This is a genomic window from Bacillus cereus group sp. N8 (genome assembly GCF_016483685.1).
Taxonomy (GTDB): domain Bacteria; phylum Bacillota; class Bacilli; order Bacillales; family Bacillaceae_G; genus Bacillus_A; species Bacillus_A proteolyticus.
The window spans coordinates 1-17133 of record NZ_JAEHBK010000031.1; the positions used below are offsets into that span (position 1 = coordinate 1).

Consider the following 17133-nt stretch of genomic DNA (forward strand, 5'->3'; position numbering starts at 1 on the left):
CCGAGCTCCGATAGAATATCGAATCTCGATGGCTGCTTAGTCTTTTTAATATTGTCTACTTGACAGGGATAAGACCATAGGCAGTCTCTTTTTATTTATAAAACAAATTATAAAGGTTTCTCTTTATTTCGGGCATGTGATATCATTTAATTTTATATAAATAGTATTCGAGTAATTGTAATCATAACAATTTAAAACGATAAAGGATGATAATAGATTGAATAATCATAGTAAAACACCTGCATGTATATATACGTATGCGTTTCGAGAAGAGGAACGTGCTTTATGTTACTTGGAAATGCGTTCGTTCTTTGGGATGGAGTCTCACGTTAATATTTTGAAAAGTGAAGTCAAGATTGCTCCGAGTAGAAGTCCGTTTATTAAAGAGCGCGTTGAGGTTATGTATGAAGGGGACGACTTAGAAAGCATTTTAGAACAAGTGGAACAAATTGATTTAGCGGGAGCGACATTCAAAGTTATCTTCGTTAAAATTAATGATCTTGGTAAAGAAAATAAAATTGAATATGGGGAAAGACGCCTTATTGAACGAGACCTTGGCATGCATATTGAAGGAGAAGCTGATGTTCGTAATCCAGAGCGTGTATTCGGGATTGTTCCTCTTGGAGGACGCTGGTACTTCGGGCACTATGTAGAAAGTGATCCGGTTTGGTATCATCACATAAAAAAACCGCATAGCTATTCGACATCACTGAGCACCCGTGTTGCTAGAGCTGTCGCAAATATCGCTGTACCAAACCCAGATGGAGTACGAGCAATTGACCCGTGCTGCGGAATTGGAACAGTAGTAGTAGAAGCACTTTCTATGGGAATTAACATTGTTGGTAGAGATATTAATCCACTTGTAGTTCTTGGAACGAGAAAAAACATCGCACATTTCGGATTTGAAGGAACAGTAACAAAAGGCCCAATTGAAGAAATTACTGAGAACTACGACGTCGCAATTATCGATATGCCGTACGACCTATTTACGCACGCAACACCAGAAGATCAACTCTCGATTCTTTCAAGTGCGCGCCGCATTGCAAAAAAAGTAGTCGTTGTCACGATGGAAACAATGGACGACATGATTCATGAAGCGGGATTTGAAATTAAAGACCGCTGTATCACAAGAAAAGGATCATTTTCTAGACAAATTCTTGTTTGTGAATAAGAAAGAAAGGTCACCCATTTGGGTGACCTTTTTTGGTTTGCATTATTTTAGCAGTATGTGTGATTGGTTGGTGGAATAGAGGTGGGATTTGTCGATAAGTCGATATTCCAGGTCGAAACGCCGATATATTCCAAGAATCAATCGATCGCAGATTACTCTTCTTTCGTCTTCTCTTGTTGTGCAATTAGTAAATTACGTAATACGTGTCCGCGGTAGCTTTCTAGCTTTCGTCCTTCATGATAGCGGACGCCTAATTTCTTTAGTTCAGCTACGTACCAGCCTTTTGTTCCATAGTACATGAGATCACTTCCTTTTTACTTTTGAACAGTATATGTGCCTGGGCGAGAGAATTTTCTTTTTTTATTCATGAAATTTGCGAAACTGAACATTGAATATTCAGTTTATTTGTATTATGATTAACTTATTAACGGATGACAGTGATTAGCCTCCCTGTAAGCCCGAATGCCTTTTTGAAAATGAATAGAGGAACAACTTCTTTCCACTTGAACTTCCTTAGCAGGAGGACGAGCCATAAGGATAGGGGCAGTAAAATTCAATGCAGTTGTATGCGTTGTTTTTCTGGCTCTTTTTATTTTTTACTTAAAGTAGGAGGGGATTTTTAGAAAGCGTTGTCAATGGAGTATGGTGTACGTCCACGCTAATGGAGGGGCTGGTGAATTGTTTGGCTAAAGAGAAAAAAGAGTTACAGAAGGATTTAAAAACTCGGCATATAACAATGATTTCGATCGGCGGGGTTATCGGTGGTGGTTTGTTTGTAGGAAGTGGAACGATTATTCAATCGACGGGTCCAGCAGCGATTTTGTCCTACATCATCGGCGCTTTAATGGTTGTGCTTGTGATGCGGATGTTAGGAGAGATGGCAGCGGAAAATCCTGATAGCGGTTCTTTCGCAACGTATGCGAACAAAGCAATTGGGCCGTGGGCAGGGTATACGATTGGGTGGTTATATTGGTTTAACTGGGTCATTATTATCGCAATTGAAGCGGTGCTTTTAGGCGTGATGATTAACAATTGGTTCCCTTCAGTGCCAGCATGGATTGCGAGTTTATGTATGGTTCTTTTAATGACGATGACGAATGTATATTCAGTAAAACTGTACGGTGAGTTTGAATATTGGCTAGCGTTTATTAAAGTTATTGCGATTGTTGCGTTTTTAATTTTAGGCGTTTCGATGTTTTTTGGTCTTGTTCCAGGGGTGGATAGACCGAGTCTTTCTGTTATTACGGAACACGGTGGTTTCTTCCCGAATGGAATTGTCCCTGTCTTACTGAGCGTTGTGTTTATTTCTTTCTCGTTATCAGGAAGTGAAGTAGCAGCGATTGCAGCCGGAGAATCGGAAAATCCAGAGAAGAATGTTATACGAGCTATTAATAGTGTTGTATGGCGCCTTATGCTTTTCTTCGTAGGTTCGGTAACGATTTTAGTTATGTTTATTCCGTGGACGGATAAGGAGTTATTAAAACTTCCGTATGCAAGTTTATTTAATATGGCAGGAGTACCTGCAGCCGCAGAAATTATGAATGGTGTTGTCTTTCTATCACTACTTTCCGTTATGAACTCAGGTATATATACGAGTTCGCGTATGTTATTTTCACTTGCTAAAAAAGGAGATGCTCCGGCTAGTTTTTCACGATTAAATAGTAGAGGGACGCCGGTTGTAGCGATCTATGCAAGTATCGTATTTGCATTTATTTGCGCGATGTTGAAATTTATATCTCCTGATAAACTGTTTGCGTTTTTAGCGAATAGTTCAGGCGGGGTAACGATGCTTATGTATATGTTCGTTGCCGTTTCACATGTCATATTAAGACGAGAGAGGGAAAGAGAAGGGGCTGGCAAGCTGAAAGTGAAAATGTGGTTATTCCCTTATCTCACATATGCAACGCTTTTAATGATTGTTACGATCTTTGTTTCACAAGCATTTATAGCAGATATGCGTATGCAGTTTTACATGACATTACTAGCTACGATCCTAGTAATAATAAGCTATTTCCTAAGAGTTAGAAAGTTAGATAAGCAAAAGTTGAATGATTTTGCGATTATAAAAGATTCGGAAGTTAGTTTAGAAGACAAATAAGAAAAGGGGTATATACCATGTTGAAAGAGAAGAAGGATATTACAACTATAAAATCTAGCATATTACATGAAAGAAGAAAAAATGCAGTGCCAGAAGGACCTTACAATATTACAGAGTTGTATGTGCAATCAGCAAAAGGCGCGATTATTACTGATGTTGATGGTAACGAATTAATAGACTTTGCGGGCGGAATTGGCATGCAAAACGTCGGGCATTGTCATCCGAAAGTAGTAAAGGCGATTCAAGATCAAGTGGAATCTTCTATTCATAGTTGTTTTCATGTAGCGCCGTATGAAAGTTATATTACATTGGCGGAAAGGCTGAATGAGTTAACGCCAGGTGATTTCAAGAAAAAAACGATGTTTGCGAACAGCGGAGCTGAAGCAGTAGAAAATGCGGTGAAGATTGCTAGAAAAGCAACTGGAAGAAGCGCGATTGTTTCGTTTGAGCGTGCATATCACGGGCGTACACTTTTGACGATGTCACTGACAAGTAAGGTGAAACCGTACAAACATGGATTTGGACCGTTTGCATCAGAAGTATATAAATTACCATATCCGTATTATTACCGTGCTGACGAAGGGCTAGCACAAGAAGAAGTAGATGCACAAATTTTAGCGTATTTCGAACGCTTTATGTTAGAGGAAGTAGCAAGTGATAATATCGCTGCGATTATTTTGGAGCCACTTCAAGGAGAAGGTGGATTTATCGTTCCGACGACTACATTCATGCAAGGTGTCCGGAATATTTGTGATAAGTACGGAATCATTATGATTGCGGATGAAATTCAAACTGGTTTCGCTCGTACGGGCAGCTTATTTGCAATGGATCATTTCGGCGTAGCTCCTGATTTAATGACTTTCTCAAAATCAATCGCTGCTGGAATGCCACTTAGCGCAGTAACAGGAAGAGCGGAACTAATGGATGCGCCTGGCCCTGGTCAACTTGGAGGTACATTCTCTGGAAGTCCAGTTGCTTGCGCAGCTGCATTAGCTGTTTTAGATATTATAGAAGAAGAGAATTTAGTAAATCGCGCCGCTGAAATTGGCGCACGTATGATGGAAGTATTTAATAGTTGGAAAGAGAAATACGAGCTAGTCGGTGATGTGAGAGGAATCGGCGCGATGACTGCAATCGAGCTTGTAAAAGATAGAGAAACAAAAGAGCCAGCGACAGAAGAAGTGAAAGCAATTATGAAGGAAACGCATAGTAAAGGGGTCATTACGATAAGCGCCGGTATTTATAGTAACGTACTTCGCTTCTTGCCGCCTCTTGTTATAACGGATGAACAGCTTGAAGAAGGGCTTACTATTTTAGAAGCTGCTATTGCGAAACTATCAAAATAAAAATGGTGGGGGCAGGGGAATGAAGTTTTTCAATTATATAAACGGTGAGTGGAGAGAGCCTTCCACGAATGCATATGTGAAAAATTATAATCCGCATAACGGGGAAGTGTTAGGTGAATTCCCGTTTAGTTCAGTAGAAGATACACGAGTTGCAATCGCATCAGCGAAAGAAGCTTTTCATAAATGGCAAAAGTTATCGTTCCAAGAGAGAGCAAGTTATTTATGGAAAGCGGCAGCTATTTTAAAAGAAAAGGTAAATGAAGTTGGGCGGGATGTAACGAATGAAGAAGGAAAGACGATTGCAGAAGGAATAGGAGAGACGAAGCGAGCGATTAGCATTCTTGAATATTATGCCGGGGAAGCAAATCAGCCGATTGGAGAGATCATCCCATCTGCTAATGAAAGTACGATGCTTTACAGTAAACGTGTAGCAGTAGGACCAGTCGGATTAATTACGCCGTGGAACTTCCCAATTGCGATTCCAGCGTGGAAAATGGCGCCGGCACTTATTTACGGAAATACGATTGTCATTAAGCCGGCTGAAGTTACGCCAAAATCGGTGTACCATCTTGTGAATGCTTTTCATGAGGCTGGTATTCCAGCGGGCGTTATAAATTGTGTATTCGGCAAAGGTTCTGAAGTTGGAGCAGAATTAACGGGAAACCCTGATATAAAAGCGGTATCTTTTACTGGCTCTAATCACGTTGGAAATATCATTCAGAAAGCAGCCGTTGAAACTAGGAAAAAAGTACAATTAGAGATGGGCGGAAAAAATCCGTTAGTTGTATTAAAAGATGCCGATATTGAAAAGGCGGTAAATATTGCGATAAAAGGTGCGTTTATGTCAACGGGGCAAAAATGTACCGCAACAAGTAGAGTAATAGTTGAAGAGGGCATTTATGAAACATTCCGTGATCGACTGTTACAGCGCACTGAAGCTCTTACAGTTGGGAATCCGCTATATAGTAATACATTTATGGGTCCATGTGTTTCAAAGGGGCAGCAGCAATCTGTTCTATCGATGATTGAAGTAGGAAAAGGAGAGGCTTCGTTACTGTATGGAGGTAGCGTACCAGACAAAGCTGAGCTGCAGCGAGGGTGTTATGTTTTACCGACTATTTTTGAAAATGTAGACAAAGATGCACGCATTGCAAAAGAAGAGATTTTCGGCCCAGTTATATGTTTATTTAAAGTGAATAGTTATGAAGAAGCAGTTTCTTTAGCAAATGATACAGAATACGGATTAAGTGCATCGATTTGTACAAATAATTTAAGTTTGTCGCAAAGGTTTATTGATGATATGGAAGTTGGAATGGTTCATGTGAATTCAGAAACTGCAGGAGCAGAACCACAAGTTCCGTTTGGTGGAATGAAAAACTCTAGTGCTGGACCGCGTGAACAAGGAAAAGCAGCGAAAGAATTTTATACGAGAATAAAGACAGTATACGTAGATCAAGTATAAACAGTAAAAAACATAGTAACGGAGGATGAAATATGCGTAAAGGGACATTTTTTATGGCAGGACATTCGAGACTTCCGAAAGGGATGGCTGTTCGCAGTATGTACGAAACATTAACGATTACAATTGAGGCAGATCATAAATATCACGTCATTATTGAAGCGTCATGTACGCTTGCGACAGAGCATGGTAGGGACTTCGTCGCTCAAATGTTGAGAGGACATAGTTTGCAAGATGGTATTGAAGAAATCGTTCAAGATATTATGGACCATTATCAAGGAAAAGCGCAAAATGCTATTGTCAGTGCGGTAAAAGATTTGCATCGCCAATATGTAAGTTATTTAAATGATGAACAGCTAGAAGGAGAGTACGAGGAAACAACACCATAAAAACTGTCTAGTTTATCCCGCATTAACGCGCAGTAAGATCTCCACAGATCAACTGCCCGTAAATGCCCGATTGGTGAAACTAATGATCAGTGGGGATGAACTACGTCCCCACTGATCAAAGTTTCACTTTATATCGCCATAAACGAGAGCCAGTTGTATTTCCGTTAACGGGATACGACTGGCTTATTTTATTTGGGAGGTAAGAAAGATGAAAAAGTTAAATGAAGTTCAAACTGTGAAACAAGAGGAGAAAAAAAGAGGGTGCGCAGAAAGTAAGGGGATTTGTAAAATGTGTAAAGTTTGTCGAGAAAATAATAAAAAACGAATTGACAGTTAGAATATTTTGAATTATTATTTAATTAATAAGATCCATACGAGAAATTAGCCTTCTCTATATCCGATCTTGCTTTCCTGTTTTACAAATATTTTCATACAAACTGTCTATTATTATTGTACTTTAAGAGATTAAAGAACATTCGTAATTATGAGCCAGTTGTACGTTTCTACGATTTTATGTCGTGGTATGCGTATAACTGGCTTTTTCGTTGTTAGGACAGTAAGACCGAATCTCAGCATAAGAAGATAAGGATAACTGTCTGTAAAAAGCGTCAATACGTTCTTCATATTTAAATTAGGGAGGAATTGAAATGTCGATTATTACAGAACAAAATGCGAAGATGAAATTTGCAAAGAAATATGAAGGGTATGAAATTGCTCCTCATCCAGAGCATAAACGTTTATACCATATTACGCTAAACCAGCAATTGCTTAAGCAGTTTTTTGAAGAGGTAAAAGAGCATTCAGAGCAGTCACTGCAATACATTCCTTATTCTCGGTTTAATCTTGCGGATGGAATGAGAAAGATTTTTGGGCAATCATTTATGGATAACATTCGCGGCATTATTCATGACCGTGAAACGGGCGGATTTACAATTGGGGTACAAGGTGAAACATCAGATCCAGCAGACTATGTGAAATTTGCAACAGCATTAACACATTTAATCGGGGAGCCAAACTTTGATGCAATGACAGGAACGTATTATGCTAGATTTAATGTGAAAGATACGGATAGTAGTGATTCTTACCTTCGTCAAGCGTACCGATTGTTTACACTGCATACAGACGGAACATTCGTTGATGAACCGACAGATTGGCTTCTTATGATGAAAATTGAAGAGCAAAATGCAGTAGGCGGAGAATCTCGTTTATTACATTTAGACGATTGGGAAGATCTTCAGAAATTTAGAGAGCATTCACTCGCATCTGTTAAAATTACGTATAAAGCACCACCAAGTAAAAATTCACAAGAAATCGTCTATCGTGAAACATTTTTTGACGTAAATAACGCACCGTGTATTTGCTTTATTGATCAGTTCGCTTATCCAGATAATATTGAACAAGCAAACTATTTGAAAGACCTATCATATTCTGTTGAAAATTCACCAGCAACACATGCATTGAAATTACCAATTGGTGACTTAGTTCTTTTAAACAACTTATTTTGGATGCACGGAAGAGCTGCATTTGAGAAAAATAAAGATTTATATAGAGAACTAATGCGTCAACGTGGTTGTTTTTCTAAATAAGTTTGTACGGCGGGTCTTAAAAAAGGCCTGCCTTTCATCATATTAAGGGGGAAGTAGGATGTATGACTTTATAATTATTGGCGGAGGAATTGTTGGCCTTTCAACTGGAATGGCTTTAACGAAAAAATTCCCTCGTGCGAAAATCGCGATCATTGAAAAAGAAAAGGAACTTGCACATCATCAAACTGGACATAATAGCGGAGTAATTCATTCTGGAATTTATTATAAACCAGGGAGTTATAAAGCGAAGTTTGCCAAAGAAGGAAACGCAGCTATGGTTCAATTTTGTAAAGAAAATGACATCGCTTATGACATGTGCGGAAAAGTAATTGTCGCTACAGAAAAAGAAGAACTTCCTCTTTTACATAACTTATATGAAAGAGGCTTACAAAACGATTTACGTATTGAAAAAATAGATAAGGAAGAATTAGCTGAAATTGAACCTCATGTAAAAGGACTTGGGGCAATCCGTGTTCCCTCTTGCGGGATTGCTGATTATAAAGGAGTAAGTTATGCATTTGCTCGCTTCATTCAAGAAAGCGGAGGAGAAGTACATTTAGGAACAGCCGCAGAGCGTATTACTGAGAAGAAAGACGCCGTAACAATTGAGACAAACAAAGGCACATTTAAAACGAAATTTCTCATTAACTGCGCCGGCTTACATAGCGATCGTATTGCGAAAAAGACAGGCATATTGACGGATATGAAAATCGTTCCGTTCCGCGGTGAATATTATGAACTCGTCCCGGAAAAACGTCATCTCGTAAAACATTTAATTTATCCAGTTCCAAATCCAGAATTCCCGTTTTTAGGTGTTCATTTCACAAGAATGATAAACGGAGACGTACATGCAGGACCAAACGCAGTATTAAGCTTTAAGCGAGAAGGTTATACGAAAACGGACTTTGACATTAAAGACTTCATGGAAACAATGACATACACAGGCTTCTGGAAAATGGCAATGCCAAATATGAAAGAAGGCATAAAAGAAATGGTGCGCTCATTTAGTAAACAATCATTCCTAAAAAGCTTACAGCGCTTAATACCAGAACTTACAGAGAAAGATATCGTGCCAACTCATGCAGGTGTAAGGGCACAAGCTATTTTATCAAACGGAAATATGGTTGATGACTTCTGCATTATCCCTGGCATTAATTCTTTGCATATTTGTAATGCACCATCTCCAGCAGCGACGGCTAGTATAAAGATTGGTGAGGAGATTGTAAGGCAAGTGCCGGATGTTGTGGCGGTTAGGGTTTGATGGGGTCCCCCGGGTTTCGGGGGATTTTTTGTTTAGTGGTTGGCTGGTTGTAAGTCCCCACACTGCTCAATGTTCTACTTCATAAGTAATCCCGTATTTCTTCAGTTTCTTATATAAATTAGCCCGGGACATGCCTAACTTTTTCGCAGTGATGCTTTTGTTTCCGTACGTGTCTTCGAGAGCTTGTATAATTCTAGTTTTCTCTAAGTTCTTTTTCTCATCAAGGAGTGAGCGCTCTGTAAGATGGACAGATTTTTGCGAAGGCAATAGCTGCAAAATATTTGCTTCGCGTATTTCTTTCCCGTCATGAAGGACAATTAATCTTTCTATTATATTGCGTAGTTCACGAATATTACCCGGCCAAAAATATGTATGCAATCGATTCATTGCTTCTTGATGAACGAATGGAGCGGGCTTGTTATATTTAAACGAAAATTCTTTTAAGAAATGATGAGTTAAAAAGGAAATATCGTCTGTGCGCTCTCTTAGCGGCGGGATGTGCGCTGTGAAAACATTTAATCTATAAAACAAATCAGATCGAAAAGTTCCGCTGAGCACCATATCTTCTAAAATACGATTCGTCGCGGCAATAATTCTTACGTTTATTTTTTTCGGCGTTTGTCCGCCAATCCGGTAAATCTCTTTTTCTTGTAAAGCGCGAAGTAGTTTCACTTGCATATCAAGGGGGAGTTCTCCCACTTCATCTAAAAATAAAGTACCGCCATTTGCTAATTCTAACTTTCCTGCTTTTCCGCCTTTAGCGGCTCCAGTATATGCCCCAGATTCATAACCGAATAACTCACTTTCAAAGAGAGCGGCAGGAATAGCGCCGCAATTAATCGGGATAAAGGGTTGCTTGTTTCTAAGGCTTGCTTCGTGAATGGCCTGGGCAAATAGCTCTTTCCCAACGCCGCTTTCTCCTGTAATTAAAATCGTCGCATCAGTTTTTGCTACCTTTTTCATGTTGTGGATAATGTGCTGAAGTGTTGCGTTATTACCTTTAATCGTGCTGAAGGGGTCATCTTGTTGATGTTGAATCATTTGCTTTAATTGCTGTAATTCTTCAGAAGTAGAGGATAATTTTTCATTTAACTTAATTGTCGCGGTAATATCTCTTTCTACAGACATAGAACCAACTAATTCATTGTTTTCATCATAAATAGGAGTCGTACTAATTAAGACGTGCTTATCTGGCCGAGGAAGATGATAAATATCCCGAACCGGTTGCCCGCTCTCAAGAACTTTCAAATTCATAATATCTTCTTTTGAAAAGAACTCCTGCACGTTTCTTCCGATAATATTTTCTTTTTTTATGTTATACATTTTTTCTGCTGCCTCATTCCAGTACAGCATAACTCCTTCCGTATTTACGATAGAAATCGCTTCTTCCACGTAAGAGAGGAGTGTATGCAACGTTGGAACTGCAAAGGTATCGAATTGTTTCATAACATGGCCTCCAAAGAATTTATCCCGCTATTTGTGGGCTGAAAATCAGTAGGGGATTTATAAAATCACCACTGGTTTTATAAAAAAGTAGACAGTAGTATACAGATTTGTTGCCAAAAGGATACACCTTTTTCAGAAAAATGTAAACAAATTAATGCTTTGTGATTTGGCATAGTATTTGCATTGAAAATAGTATCAACATATAGAGGAGAGATAGAAATGAAGGTTAGTAAAATATACACAACAATTGATGCTCATGTAGCTGGGGAACCGCTTCGAATTATTACGGGCGGAGTGCCAGAGATCAAGGGAGAAACGCAACTTGAAAGACGTGCATACTGTATGGAACATTTGGATCACCTTCGCGAGGTTCTTATGTATGAACCGAGAGGACATCACGGCATGTACGGTTGTATCATTACACCGCCTGCAAGTGCTCATGCTGATTTTGGCGTACTATTTATGCACAATGAAGGCTGGAGTACGATGTGTGGTCACGGCATTATTGCTGTCGTTACAGTAGGAATTGAAACAGGGATGTTTGAAGTGACAGGTGAAAAACAAAAATTCATTATTGATAGCCCTGCCGGGGAAGTTATTGCGTACGCAAAATTTAACGGGAGCGAAGTAGATTCCGTATCATTTGAAAATGTTCCTTCGTTCGTATATAAGAAAGACGTTCCTATCAAAATAGATGACTATGAATTTCAAGTAGATATCGCATTTGGCGGAGCATTTTATGCGGTAGTAGATAGTAAAGAATTTGGTTTGAAAGTTGATTTCAAAGATTTATCTGCTATTCAAACGTGGGGCGGTAAAATTAAACACTATATCGAGAGTCAAATGGAAGTGAAACATCCACTTGAAGAAGGTTTAAAAGGAATATACGGCGTTATTTTCTCAGATGAGCCGAAAGGAAAAGACGCTACTTTACGAAATGTAACAATCTTTGCTGATGGGCAAGTAGATCGTTCCCCTTGCGGCACAGGAACTTCCGCAAGAATCGCAACTCTTTTTGAAAAAGATGCTTTACAAAAGGGAGAGATTTTCATCCACGAATGTATTACTGACGGCCAATTTGAAGGAGAAGTATTATCTTTAACAGAGGTAGATAAATATGAAGCAGTCGTTCCGAAAGTAACGGGGAATGCGTTTATTACAGGATTCCATCAGTTCGTTGTAGATCCGAGAGATGTTTTGAATCGGGGGTTTTTGTTAGCTTAATGTTTTCTTAAGGGGAGGGACCTTTGGATGAAGTGGTGGCGAAAATTAAATTTACCTGTGAAAATCTTGATAGGGGCATTAATCGGTATTGCGTTAGGGGTAGTATTTGGACCGAAAGTAGCTGTTTTAAAACCGATTGGGGATATATTTATTCGTTTATTACAAATGATTATCGTTCCTTTAACTTTTTTAAGTATCGTCTCAGGTATCGCGCAGCTTGAAAATCCGAAAATGTTAAGGGCAATTGGCGGGAGAATTTTTATTTACTATGCAATTACTGCTGTATTAGCGACTAGTATTGGCGTAGTGATCGCTTTTATTATCAACCCTGGTAAAGGAGTAGAAGGTCTTCTTGCGAATGGACAGAACTTTAAAGAAGAGAAGTTTAGTTTTGTAGATAATATCGTGCAATGGTTTCCTTCTAACGTCATTCAAGCAGCTTCAGAAACGAGTATGCTTCAAATTATAATCTTTGCTATTTTTGTCGGGGTGGCACTTATTCTTCTCGGGGATCAAGCGAAAGGAATTCGTAAATTAGTGCATGAAGGATCAGGAGTCATGATTAAAATTGCAGAGCTCGTTATCGGATTTGCACCATATGGGATTATGGCGTTAATTGCTCATGTAGTTGGCACATTTGGAGCTGAAATGCTTACTGCGGTCGTTAGCTATGTAGTAGCTGATTATTTATCATTGCTACTCATTGTGTTCATTATGTACCCAATTGTACTGAAAGTTTTCGGGAAAATAAGCCCAATTCATTTCTACAAACAAGTGAGTCCAGCTATGCTCGTAGCTGCTAGTACAACATCGAGTAGCGCTACTCTTCCAGTAACGATGGAAGTTGCGCAAAAAAGGCTTCGTATCCCTGAATCGGTAGCTGGTTTCACCATTCCGCTTGGAGCTACTGTTAATATGAACGGATTATCAGCGGCGCTCGGTGTTTTAGCGGTCTTCGCATTAAATGTATACGGAATTCCGATTACATTTGGGCTTATTATGCAAACTGTATTTTTAGGAATTGTCCTTGCAGCGGGCTGTGCCGGAGTAAAAGGTGCGGACGTTATTACCGCGACCATTTTACTTTCTACACTAGGGCTCCCGCTAACAATTATCCCGATCATCGCAGCTGTTTCTCCGCTCGTTGATATGGGCCACACGGTTGTAAATATTACGGGTGATTTAGTAGGAGCGCAGGTCGTGAATGAAAATATAGCACAAAGTGAGGAGAAGAATATAGGAAAGGGTGAACAAATATGCTAGTCATAAGCGCGAACGAGCAAAAAAACTTAGTAAATATGAATGAAGTCATTGAATACGCGGCGCTTGCTTTAAAAGAATTTTCAGCAGAAAGAACGATTACACCAATTCGCGGCTCATTACCATTTGCGAACGAGCAAAATACCGCATTAATTATGCCTTCAGTAGCGGAAGGGCTTGAAGCTCTTGGTTTAAAAGTAGTAACGGTAGCGCCTCATAATAAGAAGTTAGGAAAGAAAACGATAAATGGAATTGTTATGCTATCAGACTTTCAAACAGGAGAACCACTCGCACTTTTAGAAGGTTCCTATTTAACGATGATCCGAACAGGCGCCTTATCAGGAGTAGCGACAAAACATTTAGCTCGTCATAACGCAAAAACTTTATGTATCATCGGCACCGGTGAACAGGCAAAAGGAATTGCAGAAGCTGTATTCACGGTTAGAGATATTGAAAAAGTAATTTTATACAACCGAACGGAAGAAAAAGCCTATGCATTCGCGCAATATATACAAGAGAAATTCAGCAAACCGGCCTACGTTTACACAAATCCAAATGAAGCAATAAGCGAAGCGGACATCATCGTCACAACTACGAATGCATCTACACCAGTCTTCTCAGAAAAATTACAAAAAGGCGTCCACATAAACGCCGTCGGTTCATTTAGACCGAGCATGCAAGAACTACCATCTCACGCCATCACAAGCGCAAACAAAGTAGTAGTCGAATCAAAAGAAGCAGCATTAGAAGAAACAGGTGATCTTCTAGTGCCAATAAAAGAAGGTTTATTTAAAACTAGCGACATTCACGCTGAACTTGGTCAAATTATAAGCGGAGAAAAAGCTGGTAGAGAGAATGATGAAGAGATTACTATTTTTAAATCAGTTGGTTTAGCAGTAGTAGATATTATCGTTGCGAAGTATTTGTATGAGAAAGCGGTGGAGCGTGGAGTGGGGAATAGGATTGAGTTTTGAGGCTGCCTTTTGGTGGTCTTTTTTATTTGGGGGATAGGTTACTCTGTTTGGTGATTCGTATATTTTTGGAGAAAGTGTATTGGGATTGTGGTGTTCTTGTTGTTTATACTGCGTGTACACATCTCAAATGTAATGCAAAAGCTAGTGTTAAAGGGCATTCACAAGTAGTTGTTGAACTCCTTCGTAAGGGAGAGCTTGAAAGATAAGAAAGCAGCCGAGTTGTATACAAAGAGTCGGCTATTTTTCTGTTTATTTAATACTCTAAAGATACACATCTTAAAGAATATAAGATATTTATGTTCAAAATGCCTTGGTAATTGATTAGAGAAATGAGTTTGGAAAATAGATTAATTTTATTTAGAGAAGAAGAACTTAGAAAAGCATCTAATCATATTATTAATTTGAATGAAAATTTTAATATATATCAGTATTGGATTCTATTGGAGTTGTCTTTGTTTGTCCCTTATTTTCCAATTGGAGAATAAGGGACAAAGTTTTATGAAGGAGTAAATTTAGACACCAAGTATGCAGCTTGTTTACCATTCCCGCCATTCTTCTGTTATGTCTTCTTCGGATTCTAAGCCAGCTATTCGTGCTGCTGTATCGATAAATTCATAGAGATCTTCTCTTTCCATTGTTTCGATAAAATAGTCATGTTCGTCATTTAATTCATTTATGTTAACAACGACTTCTTTAACGACTTGCATTATTTCGACTTCGGTTGGATTCTTACCCAATTGCTCTAAATTGTTAATGTAAGTGTCGAGAACTTTATTTGTTGCACTTATATTTTCTTCAGTGAAAAACTCCCCATCTTCATCATTCTCAATCCATGGGGTTGTTGGTTTGTTTTTTTTCAATTCATCAAATGTCATGATAACCTCCTAAAAATGTTTTTTATCTTTAATCCCATTCTACATTCTCGATTATATATAACAACCATTTCAGAGGAATTTCTTGTAGGCTGCTAGTTTTTCAACTCATTTTACGAGGCCATCTATTCGTGGTCTTTTTATTTTAACCTCCGCATAAATATAGTTTATCGCAAGGATTCATTGATAGATTTCAAACTTTCTACCTTTGCGAAAAAGTTTGACAATACATACGGGTAGTGGTAATTTAAAACCTATAAGAAAACTCGGTATTAATTCCGAGTTTTCTTATAGGTGTAAATAGTCGAGAGGGGTCGAAATATGAAGAAGAAGTTGTTTGCATTACCATTTGTCCTACTATTACTTATTGCATTAGCGGCTTGCTCAGGAGAGAAAGATTCTTCGAAGCAAGCGAACACTAGTAAATCAGGGACTCCGAAAGATGGAGGAACGTTAACAGTTGGTGTTAGCGACAATCCCGATACGATGAATCCGCTTTATGCGAATGATCGTGTGTCATTGACGATACAGCAAGCTTTATATGCACCGCTGTATCATATGGAAGACGGTAAGAAAAAGTTTGTTCTTGCTGAAAGCTTTACGCCTTCAGAGGATCAATTAACATGGACTTTAAAACTAAAAGATAATTTGAAATGGCATGATGGTAAGAAAATTACATCAGACGATATTGTATTTACATTCCAATCTATTTTAGATGAGAAGCAAAATAGTTCAAGCCGTGAAAACTTTATTTTTAAAGGAAAGCCGCTTGAGGTGAAAAAAGTGGATGAGCTAACGACTCAATTCGTATTACCACAAGTAAGTGCATCTTTCGAAGGGGTTATGAACGATTTCTTCCCAATTCCGAAACATGTATTTGAAGGGGAAGCAGATTTAGTGAAGAGTAAGAAAAACTTACAGCCTGTAGGATCGGGGCCGTTTAAGTTTAAAGAGTATAAATCAGATGAGTACGTTGCATTAGATCGATTTGATGATTATGTAGGTGGTAAAGCTAAATTAGACTCTATCGTATACCGCGTTGTAAAAGACCGTAATACAGCAAATGTTTCACTGCAAAATGGTCAAATCAACATGAAGATGATTGAGCCGCAAGACTTTAAGAAATTAGATAGTACTGGGAACTTCTCAATGGTGACATTCCCTGAAGGTAGATTATTCTACTTATCTTATAACATGAATACTGATCTTATGAAGAAAAAAGAAGTGCGCCAAGCAATTGCGCATGCGTTAGATAAAAAAGAAATGATTAACTCAGCATTCGTTTCAGGTGAATTTGCAGAACCAGCAAATTCAATCTTAACGCCAGACGCTATGTATTATGCGAAAGATATTAAAGAGTATAAGTATGATAAAAAAGAAGCGAAAGATTTATTAGCAAAAGCTGGCGTAAAAGATAAAGAAAAAGTACGTGTGATGTATGTAACGAATAATAAAATTATGGAAAGCTTAGCGTTATATACACAACAAAAGTTAAAAGAAGTTGGTTTAGAAGTTGAACTAAATGCATTAGATGCTAGTGCGGCAAGTGAAAAAGGCTTAGATAAAGAGAATAAAGAATATGACATTACATTTGGTGGTTACATAATGGGACCTGAGCCAGATTCATATAAGAGCTTATTCTTAAGTAATGCTGAATACAATTATGCACGATATAAAAACGCTGATTTCGATAAGTTATGGGAAGAAGCTGCAGTTGAAACAGATAAAACAAAACGTGCAGAGCTATACCATAAAATTCAAGAGACAGCTAGAGAAGACGTACCTTATTTACCAATCGCATATCCGAAAGCAGTTATTGCAGTAGATAAAAAGTTTGATGGATTAAAAGAAGCAAAAGCAATTCCAGTTACAATGTTTGAAGATCTATCGAAGATTTATGAAGTGAAATAAGAAACTATGAAGAAGCTGATGGAAATCAGCTTCTTTATCCCGCTTTAATGGGCAGTAAGACTCGCACCTCAAAACTTGGCGAATGCGAGGAAGTTAGGTGGAAGTCCTGCTGATTAAAGTTTCACTTTATCTTGAG

The 17133-nt window shown here is 38.5% G+C and carries 15 protein-coding genes and 1 pseudogene; 13 read left to right on the forward strand and 3 right to left on the reverse strand.

Translation table 11 applies throughout. From position 1 onward, the window contains the following. Window positions 1–217: 217 nt before the first annotated feature. A complete protein-coding gene (locus JDS80_RS25600) occupies window positions 218–1171 on the forward strand; it encodes a TRM11 family SAM-dependent methyltransferase (protein WP_199640251.1) in 954 nt (317 codons plus the stop codon). 152 nt (window positions 1172–1323) lie between these two features. Here the strand turns inward: JDS80_RS25600 and JDS80_RS25605 are convergent, their stop codons facing one another. Next, the gene (locus JDS80_RS25605; RefSeq protein ID WP_000291372.1) at window positions 1324–1470 is read right to left on the reverse strand and encodes a YflJ family protein; all 147 of its coding nucleotides are present in this window, start codon (window positions 1468–1470) and stop codon (window positions 1324–1326) included. A 374-nt stretch (window positions 1471–1844) separates the two neighbouring features. On the opposite strand from JDS80_RS25605, the gene JDS80_RS25610 reads away from it, so the two are divergent. The 7 genes from JDS80_RS25610 (at window position 1845) to lhgO (ending at window position 9310) form a co-directional block, all read left to right on the forward strand. Next, window positions 1845–3269: an amino acid permease gene (locus JDS80_RS25610; RefSeq protein ID WP_199640252.1), complete on the forward strand. Its 1425-nt coding sequence runs from the start codon at window positions 1845–1847 to the stop codon at window positions 3267–3269. 17 nt (window positions 3270–3286) lie between these two features. Beyond that, window positions 3287–4615 (forward strand): 4-aminobutyrate--2-oxoglutarate transaminase, encoded by a 1329-nt coding sequence (gene gabT / locus JDS80_RS25615; RefSeq protein WP_199640253.1) that lies wholly within the window; start codon window positions 3287–3289, stop codon window positions 4613–4615. 19 nt (window positions 4616–4634) lie between these two features. Beyond that, window positions 4635–6077 (forward strand): aldehyde dehydrogenase family protein, encoded by a 1443-nt coding sequence (locus JDS80_RS25620; RefSeq protein WP_199640254.1) that lies wholly within the window; start codon window positions 4635–4637, stop codon window positions 6075–6077. A 32-nt stretch (window positions 6078–6109) separates the two neighbouring features. Further along, window positions 6110–6463: a DUF3870 domain-containing protein gene (locus JDS80_RS25625; protein WP_001225454.1), complete on the forward strand. Its 354-nt coding sequence runs from the start codon at window positions 6110–6112 to the stop codon at window positions 6461–6463. 208 nt (window positions 6464–6671) lie between these two features. After that, on the forward strand, window positions 6672–6800 hold the full coding sequence (locus JDS80_RS31985) for a hypothetical protein (protein WP_002201607.1): 129 nt from the start codon (window positions 6672–6674) through the stop codon (window positions 6798–6800). A gap of 310 nt (window positions 6801–7110) precedes the next feature. Then, window positions 7111–8049 (forward strand): glutarate dioxygenase GlaH, encoded by a 939-nt coding sequence (gene glaH, locus JDS80_RS25630; protein ID WP_199640255.1) that lies wholly within the window; start codon window positions 7111–7113, stop codon window positions 8047–8049. A gap of 58 nt (window positions 8050–8107) precedes the next feature. Next, a complete protein-coding gene (gene lhgO, locus JDS80_RS25635; protein ID WP_199640256.1) occupies window positions 8108–9310 on the forward strand; it encodes an L-2-hydroxyglutarate oxidase in 1203 nt (400 codons plus the stop codon). Window positions 9311–9376: 66 nt separating this feature from the next. Here lhgO and JDS80_RS25640 read toward each other — a convergent pair whose 3' ends face one another. Further along, window positions 9377–10756 (reverse strand): sigma-54 interaction domain-containing protein, encoded by a 1380-nt coding sequence (locus JDS80_RS25640; RefSeq protein WP_199640257.1) that lies wholly within the window; start codon window positions 10754–10756, stop codon window positions 9377–9379. Between the two features lie 219 nt (window positions 10757–10975). Here JDS80_RS25640 and JDS80_RS25645 point away from each other — a divergent pair, with 219 nt between their 5' ends. From JDS80_RS25645 to JDS80_RS32400, 4 genes and pseudogenes are all read left to right on the forward strand, one after another. Further along, window positions 10976–11980, forward strand: a complete 1005-nt coding sequence (locus JDS80_RS25645) for a proline racemase family protein (RefSeq protein WP_206774682.1) — start codon at window positions 10976–10978, stop codon at window positions 11978–11980. A gap of 27 nt (window positions 11981–12007) precedes the next feature. After that, window positions 12008–13243, forward strand: a complete 1236-nt coding sequence (locus tag JDS80_RS25650; protein ID WP_199640258.1) for a dicarboxylate/amino acid:cation symporter — start codon at window positions 12008–12010, stop codon at window positions 13241–13243. Then, window positions 13237–14214, forward strand: coding sequence for an ornithine cyclodeaminase family protein (locus tag JDS80_RS25655; RefSeq protein WP_199640259.1), 978 nt, complete (start codon window positions 13237–13239; stop codon window positions 14212–14214). Before JDS80_RS25650 ends, JDS80_RS25655 begins: the two co-directional genes overlap by 7 nt. A gap of 108 nt (window positions 14215–14322) precedes the next feature. Further along, window positions 14323–14420 (forward strand): annotated as a pseudogene (locus tag JDS80_RS32400) (hypothetical protein); the annotation flags it as partial. Between the two features lie 330 nt (window positions 14421–14750). Here JDS80_RS32400 and JDS80_RS25660 read toward each other — a convergent pair. Further along, window positions 14751–15089, reverse strand: coding sequence for a hypothetical protein (locus tag JDS80_RS25660; RefSeq protein WP_199640260.1), 339 nt, complete (start codon window positions 15087–15089; stop codon window positions 14751–14753). A gap of 318 nt (window positions 15090–15407) precedes the next feature. Between JDS80_RS25660 and JDS80_RS25665 the strand changes: the two genes are divergently transcribed. Next, window positions 15408–16997 carry an ABC transporter substrate-binding protein gene (locus tag JDS80_RS25665; RefSeq protein ID WP_199640261.1) on the forward strand — a complete coding sequence of 530 codons (1590 nt, stop codon included), beginning with the start codon at window positions 15408–15410 and terminating at the stop codon, window positions 16995–16997. Window positions 16998–17133: the final 136 nt, after the last annotated feature.